The sequence below is a fragment of the uncultured Hymenobacter sp. genome (assembly GCF_964243305.1).
Classification (GTDB): Bacteria; Bacteroidota; Bacteroidia; order Cytophagales; family Hymenobacteraceae; genus Hymenobacter.
In genome coordinates, this window is the sequence record NZ_CAXTEF010000011.1 from 1 (window position 1) to 13,871 (window position 13,871).

At 62.4% G+C, this 13,871-nt stretch carries 10 protein-coding genes and 1 tRNA gene; 4 read left to right on the forward strand and 7 right to left on the reverse strand.

Annotated features, from left to right (window positions below; translation table 11 throughout):
* The 3 genes from ACFE70_RS08545 to ACFE70_RS08555 all read right to left on the reverse strand — a co-directional run.
* Positions 1-1,615, reverse strand: a 1,615-nt coding sequence (locus tag ACFE70_RS08545) for an ABC transporter ATP-binding protein (RefSeq protein ID WP_375417313.1), incomplete at its 3' end; no start/stop codon positions are given.
* A 211-nt stretch (positions 1,616-1,826) separates the two neighbouring features.
* Positions 1,827-2,348, reverse strand: coding sequence for an energy transducer TonB (locus ACFE70_RS08550; protein ID WP_375417314.1), 522 nt, complete (start codon positions 2,346-2,348; stop codon positions 1,827-1,829).
* A gap of 74 nt (positions 2,349-2,422) precedes the next feature.
* A complete protein-coding gene (locus tag ACFE70_RS08555; RefSeq protein WP_375417315.1) occupies positions 2,423-3,937 on the reverse strand; it encodes a sodium:solute symporter in 1,515 nt (504 codons plus the stop codon).
* Positions 3,938-4,126: 189 nt separating this feature from the next.
* Here ACFE70_RS08555 and ACFE70_RS08560 point away from each other — a divergent pair, with 189 nt between their 5' ends.
* A complete protein-coding gene (locus ACFE70_RS08560; protein ID WP_375417316.1) occupies positions 4,127-5,308 on the forward strand; it encodes a thioredoxin family protein in 1,182 nt (393 codons plus the stop codon).
* A gap of 14 nt (positions 5,309-5,322) precedes the next feature.
* Here the strand turns inward: ACFE70_RS08560 and ACFE70_RS08565 are convergent, their stop codons facing one another.
* Complete coding sequence (locus ACFE70_RS08565) at positions 5,323-6,345, reverse strand: MBL fold metallo-hydrolase (RefSeq protein ID WP_375417317.1); 1,023 nt, start codon at positions 6,343-6,345, stop codon at positions 5,323-5,325.
* A 92-nt stretch (positions 6,346-6,437) separates the two neighbouring features.
* On the opposite strand from ACFE70_RS08565, the gene ACFE70_RS08570 reads away from it, so the two are divergent.
* Complete coding sequence (locus tag ACFE70_RS08570; RefSeq protein WP_375417318.1) at positions 6,438-7,154, forward strand: Bax inhibitor-1/YccA family protein; 717 nt, start codon at positions 6,438-6,440, stop codon at positions 7,152-7,154.
* Between the two features lie 132 nt (positions 7,155-7,286).
* Here the strand turns inward: ACFE70_RS08570 and ACFE70_RS08575 are convergent, their stop codons facing one another.
* Entirely contained in the window at positions 7,287-9,251 is a 1,965-nt protein-coding gene (locus tag ACFE70_RS08575; protein WP_375417319.1) for a M61 family metallopeptidase, read from the reverse strand.
* 156 nt (positions 9,252-9,407) lie between these two features.
* Complete coding sequence (locus ACFE70_RS08580) at positions 9,408-10,142, reverse strand: class I SAM-dependent methyltransferase (protein ID WP_375417320.1); 735 nt, start codon at positions 10,140-10,142, stop codon at positions 9,408-9,410.
* 240 nt (positions 10,143-10,382) lie between these two features.
* Here ACFE70_RS08580 and ACFE70_RS08585 point away from each other — a divergent pair.
* Positions 10,383-10,464, forward strand: a tRNA-Leu gene (locus tag ACFE70_RS08585).
* Between the two features lie 188 nt (positions 10,465-10,652).
* On the forward strand, positions 10,653-11,342 hold the full coding sequence (locus ACFE70_RS08590) for a phosphatase PAP2 family protein (RefSeq protein WP_375417321.1): 690 nt from the start codon (positions 10,653-10,655) through the stop codon (positions 11,340-11,342).
* Positions 11,343-11,447: 105 nt separating this feature from the next.
* Here ACFE70_RS08590 and ACFE70_RS08595 read toward each other — a convergent pair whose 3' ends face one another.
* A complete protein-coding gene (locus ACFE70_RS08595; protein ID WP_375417322.1) occupies positions 11,448-13,805 on the reverse strand; it encodes a GAF domain-containing protein in 2,358 nt (785 codons plus the stop codon).
* Between the last annotated feature and the right edge of the window lie 66 nt (positions 13,806-13,871).

Below are 13,871 nucleotides of genomic sequence, written 5' to 3' on the forward strand. Positions count from 1 at the left end.
GCGAGGACGTGGCTTCGTCCAGAATCAGGATGGCGGGGTTTTTCAGGATGGCGCGCGCAATGGCCACGCGCTGCCGCTGCCCGCCCGAGAGCTTGATGCCGCGCTCGCCCACGACCGTGTCAAGTCCTTCGGGAAACGTGCTGATGAACTGCCAGGCGTTGGCACGCTCGGCGGCGCCAATGATGGCCATGTCGGAGGCGTCGGTCTGGCCATAGGCGATGTTCTCGCGGATGGTGCCGCCGAAGAGCAGCGTTTCCTGGGGCACGATGCCGATGTGGCGGCGCAGCTCGGTCAGGTCGTAGGAGGAGGCGTCGCGGCCGTCGATGCGGATGCGGCCGGCGCTCAGCTCGTAGAACTGCATCAGTAAACTCACGATGGTGCTTTTGCCGGCGCCGCTGGGACCGACGAGCGCGATTTTCTCGCCCGCCTGAATGTCGAAGCTGATGTCCTGGAGCACCGGCAAATCGGGGCGCGTGGGGTAGCGGAAGGCCACGTGCTGGTACTCGATGTCGCCGTGGATTTGCAGCGCCGGCTGGCCGGGGGGTAGGGATTGGTGGGTCGGCTCGCTGGGCTCATCCAGGATTTCGAGGATGCGCTCGGAGGCGCCGAGCGTGCTCTGAACTTTGCTATAAATCTCGCCCAGGCCCGCGACGGAGGCGCCGATAAACATGGTGTAGAGCGCAAACGAAGTGAGGTCGCCGATGGTCATCAGGCCGGTCTGGGTGAGTGTGGCAGCGCGCCAGAGCACCAGGATAATGCCGCCGAACAAACCCACGATGACGAAGAGCACGAAGCCGCCGCGGTAGAGGTTGCTGGTGAGGGCGGCCTGCACAGCGCGGGTCAGGGCCGCGGTATAGCGCTGGGTTTCAAACAGCTCGTTGGTGAAGGCCTTGACGGTGTTGATGCCTTGCAGGGTTTCTTCAACCACGACGTTGGCCTTGGCTAGCTCGTCCTGCGTGGTTTTGGCCAGCTTGCGGATGCGGCGACCAAATACCATCGCCAGCAGGACAATGGGCGGAAACGTGGCCAGCATAAACAGCGAGAGCTTGACCGACACGACCATGATGAAGATGATGCCCGCCAGCAGCGTCGTCACCTGCCGGAACAGCTCGGCCAGGGTGATAGAAAACGTATCCTGAATCTGCGACACGTCAGAAGTAATACGCGAGGTGATGGCCCCGACGCGGTTTTTCTCGAAATACGGAATGGGCAGGGTCACGAACTTGGCGTAGAGCGCCTGCCGGATGTCGCGCACCGTGAACTCGCTCACCTGAGTGAAAAACCAGATGCGCCCGAACGAAAACAGCCCTTGCAGGAGGATAATCAGGAAGAGAAACAGCCCGACTTTATTGATGCTTACCCCAAAGCCGCCGGGCAGCACCACGGCCTTGCCGTTGGCTAAATCAACCAGCTTGCCAATCACCCAGGGAAAGGCCATCGTAGTGGCGCTGCTGAAGGTGAGCAGCACCATGCCAATGATGAACTTGGTGCGGTAGGGCAGCACGTAGCGAAACACGCGCAGGCTGCGCCGCAGGGTTTCTTTGGTAAGCTTGGGCTTGGGGGCGTCGGCGGCTGCCGGGTCGGTATTGCTGGTATTGAGTCCGCTGCGGGCCATTTAGAAAGGATAGGTTAGAGCAGGGTATATGCTAGGTATAAATCAGGGGTAACAAAAACGTTTGTCATGCTTTATCTGGCGTCCGCTTGCGAAGCATCCTCTTACGTGGGAACGAAACCAGAACGATTGATTAGTGCATCGTTCCCGCGTGATAAGGTGCTTCGCAAGCGGACACCAGATAAAGCATGACAGGCTTATTAATAAGTCTATCCTAGCTTTTAGGCTTGCGGCGCTTCTGCTCTACTCTCACCTCGCCGGCGCCGCCAAATGGCACGGGCAGCTCAATGAGCACCGGCAGCGGCCGGGCGCGCCGCATGGCCGGCTGCCAGCCCGTGAGCAGGACCACCACGCGCAGGGCCTCGGCGTCGCATTCGGGCGATAAGGATTTAGCAACCGTGGGGTTGCTGACCGTACCGTCCACATTGACCGTGGCCCGCACGAGCACCGTGCCGCTGAGCTGCTTGACGCGGGCGGCTTCGGGATATTTGATGTTTTGGAGGAAAAACAAGCCCAGCGCCTCGGCCCCGCCCGGGTAGACCGGCGCCCGGTCGGGGCGGTTGGCGGCGGGGTTGGCCTGCACCTGCATGTGGCCGGGGCGCAGCACGATGGGCTTAGGCGCGGAAGGGGGGGTAGGGACTGCGGCGGCCGGCGCGGCCGGCTGCTGCGCCCACGCGGCGACGGGAAACAGCAGCGCCAATATTAAAAACTTCATGCCTGATAAGCGGTGATTCATAAAGGGCGGCGATGCTGAGCTTCAGCAAACTGGTGAAACATCAGAATAATCAAAAAACCAGCCGCGAATGGCTGTTATCCCAACACCGGCTCGGCTTGAAGGTTCACTGAGCTGGATGAGGGGGGTAGGGAAATGGCCAGCAGCCCCAGAAATACCAGTAAACCGTTGAGCAGCAGGATTTCAAAGCCAAACTTGTAGCCGCCGAGCCACTCCACGGAGTGCGAGACGATAAGCCAGGTCAGGCCCACGGCGGCGAAGCAGGTCGGCAGCACGAGGTTGTCGCGCAGGTTGCGGCCGGTGAGGATGCCGAAGGCGAAGAGGCCCAGCAGTGGGCCGTAGGTGTAGCCGGCGGTTTTGAACACGGCGTCAATCAGGCTCTGCTCGTTGATGACGCGGAAGATGAGGATGATGCCGATGAGCGCCACGGACCAGCCCAAGTGCGTGAGCTGCCGCAGGCGCGCCTGCCGGGCTTCGGGGTACTGCTTAATGTCCAGGAAATCGACGCAGAACGATGTGGTGAGGGCCGTGAGCGCCGAGTCGGCGGAGGCGTAGGTGACGGCGATGATGCCGAGAATGAAGATGATACCGGCGAAGAGTGAGAATTGCGTGGTCGCCAGAAATGGGAACACCTTATCGGTGTCGAGGCTGCCTTTGAGGTTAAGCAGCTGCGGCAATTGCTCCAGGGCCAGGCCGCGGGCGGCGGCGTATTTATAAAGCAGCACGCCGAGCGTGAGAAACAGCACGTTGACGCCCACGATGACCGGCGTAAACCAGAACAGGTTCTTCTGCGCGTCTTCGAGGCTGCGGCAGCTCAGGTTTTTCTGCATCAAATCCTGGTCGAGGCCAGTCATCACGATGGTGATGAACATGCCCGACGCAAACTGCTTCCAAAAAAACTTATCATCCCGAAAATCAGCAAAATAGACCTTGGACATCTCACTTTCGCGCACCGTGCCGATGAGCTGCCCGAAGGAATAATTCAGGGCGTCGGCCATGAAATAGATGCTCAAAGCCACGCAAGTGAGCATGGCTAGTGTCTGGAAAGTGTCGGTCCAGAGAATGGTCTTGAGCCCGCCCTTGAAGGTGTAGAGGTAGATGAACAGGATGCTGACCACCACGGTCACGGCAAACGGCACGCCCATCGCGTCGAACACGGCCAGTTGCAGCACGCCCGCCACCAGGTACAGCCGCAAGGCCGAGCCCAACGCTCTGGAAATCAGAAAGAACAAGGCGCCGGTTTTGTAGCTCCAGTAGCCGAAGCGCTGCTCCAGATAGGTGTAGATGCTGACCAGCCTGAGCCGGTAGTAGAGGGGTAGGAGCACGGTGCCGATGACCACGTAGCCGGCCACGTAGCCCAGCACCACGGCCAGATAGCTCCAGCTTTTGCCGTACACGTTGCCCGGCACCGAGATAAAGGTGACGCCCGAAAGCGAGGTACCAATCATGGCGAAGGCGACCATGTACCAGGGCGCGTTGCGGTTGGCGACGAAGAAGCTCTCGCTCGTCGCCCCGCGCGAGGTGAGCACGGCAATAATGATGAGCACGGCGAAGTAGCCGCCGACGAGGCTTAAAACAAGGGTAGGGGACATAGCGGGCAAAGGTAGCGGCCGGGCGCGCCGTTGAGTATGCTTCCTAGCTTGGCCGGGGTGGCGAGCATTCGTTGCCGAGAACCAGCTGATTTCAACTTAAAATGGTAGCTTTCGCGGAAGATGTAGCTAACCGCAACTGCTCGAAACCAGACTGGCGTACTCCTACCTAACTACTCGCAACAGCTTCCTATGCGCTGCTTTCTCGCCCTCGTATTCCTGCTCGGCTCGATTCTTACCAAGGGCCAAAGCCCCACGGTAGCCTTCACGAAGGGCGACTGGGCGGGAACCCTGGCGCAGGCCAAAAAAGCGAATAAGGCCGTTTTCCTGTACGCTGGCTCGCCCAGCTGTCACTTCTGCCGGCCAATGGAAACCGAGGTTTTCCCTACCCCCGCCGTGAGCCGCTACTACAACGCAACCTTTCTCAGCCACAAGATTAACGTGGATGAGGGCGAAGGCAAAGTGCTGGCCGAGCGCTTCGCCATTCGGACGCTGCCGGCCTACCTCTACTTCAGCCCGCAGGGCAAATTGCTTCACCTGAGCAGCGGCTACGAACCCGCGGCCGATTTTGTGGTAGATGGCAGAGATGCTTTCAACCCCAAAAAAGCCTTTTTCTCGCTAAAAGAGCAATACCAGGCCGGCGACCGGACCGCCGAACTGCTCTACGCGCTCAGCACCGCGCCGGCTCTGGCGCAGGAGCCCGCCTTGTACGACCAGGTAACGGGCGAGTATCTGAAAAGCCAGCAGCCCAAAGACTTGGCTTCCCAGAAAAACACGGATTTTATTTTTAACGCCTATGCCGATTTCGGCTCGCCGCTAACGCAGTACTTTTTAACGCATCAGTCGGCGATGGTCGCGCAGTTTGGGCAGGAAGCGGTGACGAAAAAAGTCAAGGGCACGATTAGTCGGGAAGCTGGTGAACTGGGCCAAAAAAATGACCTGGCCGCGCTGAGTAATTTGCAGCAGGCTGTCGGCCGGCTTGTGCCTGACGGGGCCGCGCAGTGGCAGGCCCTGGCCCGCGTTCACTACCTGCTGGGGCAGCCGCAGCGCGATTGGCCCGCCTATGCGGACGCGGTGCTGGCCTACGGCGCCAAGTACGCCGGGCAGGATAGCTACACGCTTTACGAAGCCACGGTGTACATGACGGCCTTTGTCGAGGACCGCGCGGTTTTGGCCAAAGCGGACCCGATAATTCGGCAAGCCCTGGCCGCCGACCGCAGCTACCTGCACCTGCTGACGCGGGCCAAGCTGCTGCGCAAGCTGGGCGATAATGAGCAAGCAGCCAGCGTCGCCAACGAAGCTGTTGCCGCCGCCGCCAAGGCCAATAAAGGCGCCGACGATGCGGTTGAACTCCTGGCTGAAATCAAGAGGTAAGCCAAAACGGCAACCTATTCCCACTCCCGCCAGCGCAATACCTCGCCCACGGCCGGCGCGTGCAGCTCACCGCGCAGGTTGCCCTCGGCCGCCATGCGTTGCAGCAGATGCAGCGGCTCCGAAACCGGCTCGTCGCTCAGGTCGAAGGTGCCGTAGTGCATGGGCACGACGTGACCGGCCCGCAGCACGTTGGCAGCTTTGGCGGCCTGCTGCGGGTTGACGTGGCTCTGGCCCATCATAAACTCCGGCTTGTAGGCGCCGATGGGCATGAGCACAATATCCAGCGGGCCAAATTGCTGCTCAATCTGCTCTAAGTGCGGGCCGTAGGCGGTGTCGCCGGCGAAATAAATCAGCTTGTCGCCGTCTGGCGCCCTGACTTTAATCAGAAAGCTGCCCCAGAGCACGCGGTTCATGTCGAGCAGGCCGCGGCGGTGCCAGTGGGCGGCGGGCAGGTAGTAGATTTCAAAAGGGGGGGTAGGGCCCAGGTCGTACTGCTGCCACCAGCCGGCTTCCTGCACGCGCAGTTGGGGCGCCATTCCACGCAGCAGCGGCGCCATGCGCAGCGAGCTGAGTACCTGCATAGCAGGGTTCTGCCGCGCCAGCAGCTTGATGGACAACTCGTCCAGATGGTCGCGGTGCCCGTGGCTGAGCAGCAGCAGGTCGATACCCGTCAAATCCTCGGGCGCGCAGGGCAGCTCGTGGCGCCGCTTGAGGCCCAGGGAGGAAAACAGAATCGGGTCGAACAGCAGCGTCCTACTCCCCATGCGCAGCACGAACGTGGCGTGGCCCAGCCAAACCAAGCCTTCTTCGGTGCTGCGCAGAAACGCCGTGCAGTCCACCACTTCCGGCACCCAGAGGTCAGCTTTCTTCTCGGCTTTCTGGGGGTTTTCGGTGAGCTGCCAGCGCAGCAGAGTGCTCAGCTCGGACTCGTAGAGCACGTCGCCGTTGGCGAATTGTGCGCCGAAGAGCTTGTTGCCGGGGTAGCCCGGCCGGATGGTAAGAAGCGCCTCGTTGCGCAGATAAGAAACCGCCGCCATGCCAGCTAACTTTTTAAAGTGAAAAGGAGTACTTCGCCCGCCGCTTTGCGTTTAAGCCGTACCCTTCTTTAACTTTTCAAAGCTACACCCGCATGGACCCTCGTCTTAGTTCTCCCCGCCAAACCCCGCTGCCGCTCGGCGACCAGCAGTACAACCTTTCGGTTTTCCTGACCAAAGTCTACGGCTGGATGGCCGCTGCCCTGCTGCTCACCGCCGCCACGGCCCTGATGGTCGCCAGTTCGCCAGCTGCCATCGAGGCGGTTTTCAGCAACCGCCTCGTGTTCTACGCGCTCATCTTCGGCGAACTGGGCTTGGTCATGTTCATCTCGGCCCGCATTCACGCGCTGCAAGCCAGCACGGCCATTTTCCTGTTTATGGTTTATGCCGTGCTCAATGGGGTGACGATGGCCGCTATTTTTATGCTCTACACCAGCACGTCCATCGCCGCCACGTTTGCCGTCACGGCCGGCACCTTCGGCGCGATGAGCATCTACGGCTACGTCACCAAAACCGACCTCTCGCGCTTCGGCAATCTGCTGCTTATGGCGCTCGTGGGCCTCGTCATCGCCTCGCTGGTGAATATGTTCCTGCACAACAGCCTGCTGCAAACCGTTATCAGCGGCGTGGGCGTGCTGCTCTTCACCGCCCTGACGGCCTACGACACGCAGAAAATTAAAGCCCAGGCTCTGGAAATGGGCAGCGAAGGCGAGGCGGGCGCTAAAGTGGCGTTGATGGGCGCGCTGACCTTGTACCTGGACTTTATTAATTTGTTTCTGTTCCTGTTGCGCTTTTTCGGCAACCGCCGCTAAGCAGTTCAGTTTACTCCGTAAAAAGCCCTCCTGGCAGCGCCGGGAGGGCTTTTTGTTGGGTTGTCCTCGTCTGAATAGCTGGTTCAGCAGCTTTCCTACCCCCTTGTCCAGCGAAGGGGGGTAGGGAAACGCTTACTTCTTCTTCGCCGCCGGGCGAACACCAGCGCTGGGCGCCGTAATCGGCTTGAGCTTCACGTTCTTGGGCAGTGGCACGTTGGGCGGCGTGGCGCGGCTGGCCAGCCAATTGGCCCGCACATCTTTCTGGGGCTGGGTCAGGTTGAAGGTTTGCACGATTTCGCCGGGCACGACCTCCACGTTGGGGTCTTCGGTGAGCACGAGCTGGGCGGTGCGCTCGATGCCGCCGCGGGTGCGCACCTTCACCAGCACCATGTCGGCCGGCGAGTGGCGGCGCATGATGGCGTCGAGCGTGGCTGCGTCGGTCAGGGTCTGGCCGTCGAGGGCGAGCAGCACGTCGCCGCGGTCGAGGCCGGCGCGGTAGAGGCCGGAATTAATCTGCGTCGCGTTGGCCACGAGGCACTGACCATTCTCAAAGCGCACCTGCCGGGGCAGGGCGGCGCCCAGCACGTGGGTGGGCTTCACCACGAGGCCCGCGGCCATCAGATTATCAGCAAAGCGCGGCGCTTCGCGGCCTGTCACGTACTGCCGCACGAAGCGGCTGGCAAAGGCCGTGTCTTTGGCTACTTCGCCCAGCACCCGCTGGAAGTCCTTGACCGTGTAGGGCGCGGCCGGGGCATAGTCCTTCTGATTCTTGCCGAACTGCGCCCACATGGCCCGCATCAGGGCGTCGAGGTCGGTGCGCTTGGTGGCGCGCAGCTGCATGTCGAGGCTCAGGGCCAGGCCGGCGCCTTGCAAGTAGTAGGAGAGGTAGGTGTTGCTGCGGTTGGTGGGGTCGATGCTCACGGCGGCATCGGCAAAAACGGCCTGCCGGCTCATGTCCACGGCCGAGGCGTAGCGGGCGCCGGGCGAGTTCTGCCGGGCGTTCACGTAGCCGCTCAGCCGCTCGTAGAAATTATCCTCATCAATGATGCCGGCCCGGCACAGGGCCAGGTCGCCGTAATATTGGGTGAAGCCTTCGGCAAACCACAGCTCGTCGCTCATGTTGGGGCGGTCGAAGTCGAAGGGTTCCAGGGATTTAGGACGCAGGCGCTCCACGTTCCAGGCGTGGAAAAACTCGTGGGCCACGATGCCCAGGTTCTGCACCTGGCCTTCGTCGCCGCGCAGGGGGGTAGGGTTGGTGATGGACGTGGAGTTGCGGTGCTCCATGCCGTCGCCGCTGGCCTGGGGCAGCAAATTCACCACGAAGGTGTAGCGGTCGAAATCGAACTTGGGCAGCTCGCCCCACACCCCGATTTCCTCGCGCACCAGCTTCTGGGTACCCTTCATGAACTCGTCCAGCTCGGTGTTGAGGCCGGCGTGCAAGGCGTTGATTTCAAACTTCTTATCGCCTTCCTGCCAGGCGCGCTCCTGCTGCACGCCCAGCGAGGTCGGGCTGTCCATCAGGTAGTGCAGGTTGGGGGCCGTGTAGGTGTTCTTGTCGCCTCCCGCGTCGGGGCGCAGCTGGGTGGCGACTTTCCAGGTCGGCGGCACCTCAAAGTGCACCACGGCGGCGCGGTTAGCTTGCTCGCGGGCGTAGCAGAGCGTAGCGGGCATGTTGAGGTGGGCGTGCTGCTGGTCGATGCCCACGTAGGTGCCGTCGGTGCGGTCGCCGTAGAGCGTGTAATTGAAGCGCACGGTGCCGTCGGCGCCGGCCGTCACGTCCCAGCCGTAAGGGTCAGGCTTGGTGGTGGGCAGGGGCTTGTCGGCGCCGTCGGTAGCCAGCACATAGTACACGTTTTTGGCAAAATCATGCGTCGCGTAGCGCCCCGGCGAGGAGCGGGCCATGCGCACGTGCAGGGTTTGCCCGGCCGGCACGCCCGCAAACGTGGCCGTGATGCGGGCCTCGTGGTGCACGGCGTTGGGGAAGGCCACGTTGTAGCGCACCGCCGCGCCGGGGTCGGTGGGCTGCGCTTGCAGGCCAGCCGCGCCGCCCAGCAGCAAGGCGCTGGCCAGCAGCAGGCGGGAAGTAGGGATTTTCATAAAGCGGACAGTTAATAAAATAAGTAATGCAGAACGGCGCTATCAAAGGTACGTGCCTTACCACGGTGCAATTTAGCGTACAATTCTCAGTACGGAAAGAAAGCCTTGTCTAGCAATAGTAATACTAGTTGAATTTCGGCAAGAATAAATTGGGCACTAACTTGATTTGCTGCCGCCCGCCGGCGTCGGCGCCCGGTCCGGCTCAAAAACGGCCGCTTCCACGGCCCCGGCGTAGAACGTGCCCACCGGCCGGTAGCGCAGCCCTAGCGCCGCGAGGGCGGCCGGCAGGTCGGGCAGGTGGCGCGCCCGCAGGCCCGTGGTCAGCCGGAAGAAGGTGTACATCGCCCTCAGCAGCAGGTGCTGCCACCAGCGGCGGGGTAGGCGGAAATCGGCCAGCAGCCAGGGCGCGGCCGGACGCCGGGCCGCGTCCAGCCGGCGCAGCGCGGCGGGCAGAAGGTCAGCGGGAAAGCAGTCAAGCACAAAAAACGTGATTATCGCGTCAAACTGCTCATCCGGCCGCAGGTCCTGCTCAGTGCCGCACCGGAACTCCACCTGCCCGGCCACTGGCGCACCAGGCAACGCGGCGTCCTCCCGTTGCAGGCGCTGCCGGGCGCGGGCCAGCATCCGGCCCGAGGCTTCGAGGTAGAGCACCGGCGCGGCGGGCCGCTGTCGCCGCAGCTCGCTCAGCACCCAGCCCGCGCCGCCGCCCAGCACCAGCACCCTTGGCCTGCCCGGCGGCAGGCCGGCCCGCAGGGCTGCGCGCTGGGCCTGCCGCAGCGCGCGGCCAAACACGAGCCCGGCCAGCGCGTCGTAAAACCCCGCCACCCGGTCGTAGTTGCCCGAGGCCAGCGCCCCCACCAGGATGGTAAATATGAGAGAAGTATGTGGCACCTTGGCTTAAAGTAAGGGGGTAGGGATTCGGAATTCGACTGTCCCTGGCCCCGGCTGATAATATTTTGGGTGAAACGCCTGCCTGGCAAGTAACTGAAAAACAAGCGCCCGCCGGGCCCCAATCTGCCAGTGCCCTAAAAATATGCGCCCATTACTTGCGCCCGGCCGCGCCGGCTGCCTATCTTTGCCCCACCAAGCAGCGCCCACCGACCGGGCTGGCGCCGCTTGAGAATGTGAGTTGCGCTTGTGGCGAAATTGGTAGACGCGCTGTCTTCAGGCGGCAGTTCCGCAAGGTGTGGGAGTTCGAGTCTCCCCGAGCGCACGCTTCGAGTACTAAAAAGGCCAGCCTCTTCCGGGCTGGCCTTTTTTCGTTCGGCTGCGCCGGGGCCCGGCCCAGGCAGCAGACGGCCTGAGCGGTTAAATCATTAGCTGACCGCAACCGTTTCTGTTCCGGTCAGCTCATTTTCAGGGCGCTCACGGCTAACTGGCTAAGAGCCGGCGCTATCTATCATGCAGAAATCAACCTCCCGCCTGGCCGCGCTCAGCGGCCTGCTCACCGCCGAGCTGCTGGGCAGCGCGCTGGCGTTCGTGCTGGCGTTTGCCTTCTTCTTTTACCTGGCCAGGGTCGTGTTCGGGCAGCCCACGGTGGCGCTCGATGAGCAGGCCTTTGCCGTGGCTGATGGCTGGCGGGCCGCCGCGCCCGGCCTCACGCCGGTGGTCTCGTTCATCACGTTTTTCGGCTCGCTCAAGTTTTTTCTGCCCGCCAGCCTGATTGCGCCCTACTGGATGCGGCGCGGCGGCTACGGCCGCCCCGCGCTGGCTTTGTTTCTGGCGATGGGCGGCGGCTGGGCCCTCAACGAGCTGCTCAAGGCCTGGTTTCAGCGGCCCCGGCCCACGTCGGCGCTCCTGTTTCAGCTGGGGCTGAGCTTTCCGAGCGGCCACGCCATGATGAGCACCGCCTTCTACGGCTGCCTGGCCTGGCTCCTGGCCCGCGAGTACGGGCGCTGGGGCTGGGCCGCGGCGCTGCTGGTTTGGGCCGGGCTCATTGGCCTGACCAGGGTGTATCTGCACGTGCACTACTTCACCGACGTGCTGGCCGGCTTCGCCGGCGGCGTAGGCTGGCTCTTGCTGCTGCGCGCCGGGCTGCGCCTGTTCTTCCAATCCAAAGACCGGCGCCAAGCTTCAAGCTGGCCCGAATAGCAAGGCCGGGCCGGGCGGCTTTCGGAAAAAAGAGGGGGGTAGGGAAATCAAGGACAAGCTTCACTAGCTAGCTTATTTCCCTACCCCCCTCTTTTTATCTTAACCTCACAGCCTGACCTTTACTCGCAGGGCCATCAGCCCTTTCACGCCCTGCAATTCTTCCAGCGCCAACTCCTCGACGTCTGATTCGAGCATCTCCCGGTCCTGGAGGTAGTCGATGTACTCGTAGTACTCAACGGCTTCGCGGGCCTGGGCATAGACTAAAGCCAGGTGGCCAGGCTGAGTCAGGCGCTCGCCGGTGCCCTCGACGGTGGCCTTGTCGATGCGCTTCTTGATGATTTCGTAGCGAATGTTGTAGGCGCCGTCCACGTCGAACTGCCGCTCGTCCTGCCGGAAGCGGATGTTAAGCGGTTGGGAATGAATCAGAATCAGCTGGGTCGTGTCGAGCGGCACGGGTAGTTCCGGCTTGAGGGCGGCCGTGCGGCGCGTGATGGCTATCATGGCCAGCAACTGCCAGAGGCGCAGGTTTTTAAGAAAGACCAGGTCGAAGGGCTTATTCTCGACCAGCGAGGCGCCGACGTAGATGTTGTGCTCCACGCCGTCGGTTTTCAGGCGCTGGTAGTAGTGCGGAAACATCTGCTGGGCCTTGCCCTCCTCCTCGTCGAGGTAGTCGCTGATGGCGTCGTTGATGCGCGTCACGCTCAGCTCAAACGCCTGCCGCCGCTTGTAGAGAATGCCCAGCTCAGGGTCGATATTATCCCAGTAAGAGGTTATGACCGGCCGCAGCTCGGGCGTATTCTGGGCCAGGTACTCGAACAGCGGCTCCACCTCGGATTTCAAGGACTCGTAGATGCTCACCTCGTCGCCCGAGAGCACGCCCTGGCGCAAACGCCGCAGGTGCTTGCCCACGTAGAACTTCAGCTCGTCCAGAATCGGCAGCGCCTGGTAGTCAGACGCCTTTTTCAGGACCTTGTTCGCCAGGGTCAGGTGCTCAATCAAGTCGCCCTGAATGGCCTCGTTGCGGGCCGTGCTGGAGCCGCGGATGTCGCTGGAGCCGTGCAGCGGGTACACGTCATGGAACACGATGGCCTCCATCTCGGCCCCGCGGTTGCCCTCGTCAATCTTGGCCAGCAGGTTGCGCGCGGCGTCCGTAAAGCGCCACTCCATCGTCGGGTGGATGGCCGTGAATTTCTCCTTGATGACGGCCTGAATGCGGGTTTGCAGGTCCTCGGCGTTGCGCTTGACGGCCACCGCGAACAAGGGCACGAACTGGTTGACCAGCTCCATGTCGAACTCGTCGAGGTCATCGACGCCGGTCGAGCCCAGCTCCAGCAAACCCACCGTGTCGTTGCCGTAGGGCAGCAGGGCCAGGATGGCTGAGTGAATGCCCAGGCCCAGAATCTGCTGGCGCAGGTCCTCGGGCAGCTCGGGCGCGCGGGCCACGTTGGGCAGCACCAGCGGCTTGCGCTCACTCAGCAGGCGGGCGTAGAGCTGCTTGAAGCCGCCGGCCAGGCTCTGGCTCGGCATCTGTTTGGTGAGAAAGCTGTGGTTGATTTTGCGCCCAAAATCCACGAAGGCGTGCTTTTTCTCATCAAACGCCGCGATGCCCAGCTGCAAGGTGGGCCGGGCAAAAAGCACCCGCAGCTTTTCCTGAATCTGCTCCAGCCGGTCGGAGGCCTGGAGCACGTCGCGCTCCAGCAAATCGTACTTCAGCTCCGAGAGAATCTCGGTTTCCGTCACGTCGGTCAGGTGAATGATGTTGAAGCCTTCGAGCACGAAAGACTCGGGCGGCAGCAGCTCGTGCCACACCTCGCGGCGGTGGCGCTGGTGGGTGATGTGCTCAATTTGGGCGGCACTCAGCTCCGGCTTGGGGCCCTTGAGGCGCACGCGCACAAAATCGGAGTTGAAGCTGACCCCGTAGTGGCGGTAGAGGCCAATGCGGTAGTCGGGCACGGTGAAGATGATGGTGCCCGAGAGCGGCAGCTCGACCTGGTAGACTTCGCGCAGAATGTGCAGGTAGGCCGCGCGCTCCAAATACAACTCCATCGTGGGCATATCGATGTTGAGCGGCTGCTTAATTGTCTGGTCTTTGCTGAGCAGCACCTCGGCAAAGTGGGGCGTGTGGTAGAAGCTGCGCCGCTGAAACGGGGCAATGGCGCCGCTGATATCGGTGTCGAACGAGGCGGGCGGAAACACGGCCAGCATGAGCGTGCTGAGCAAATCGCAGGCCTCGGCGCACTCCAGCTGCTCCGGATTAGTCAGCGGCCCAATGGCCCAGGCGTTGGCCGCGGCTTGCTCGCCGATGGCGCGCGCCAGCCGGGCCAGGCCGGCGTTGGCGTCGGTTTCGCGGGCCTGCCAGTAGGCCAGCAGCGGCTCCAGGCTCAGCACCGTCTCGAACGGAAAGCCGGGGACAATAGCGTCGGGCGCGGCGGGGGGGGGTAGGGTAGAAGTTTCGGTAGCCATAGCAAAACGGCGGAACGGCGGAACAACGCGGTAGGGGGGCCGGCGAATGCCTGGTCCTGGCGGCTG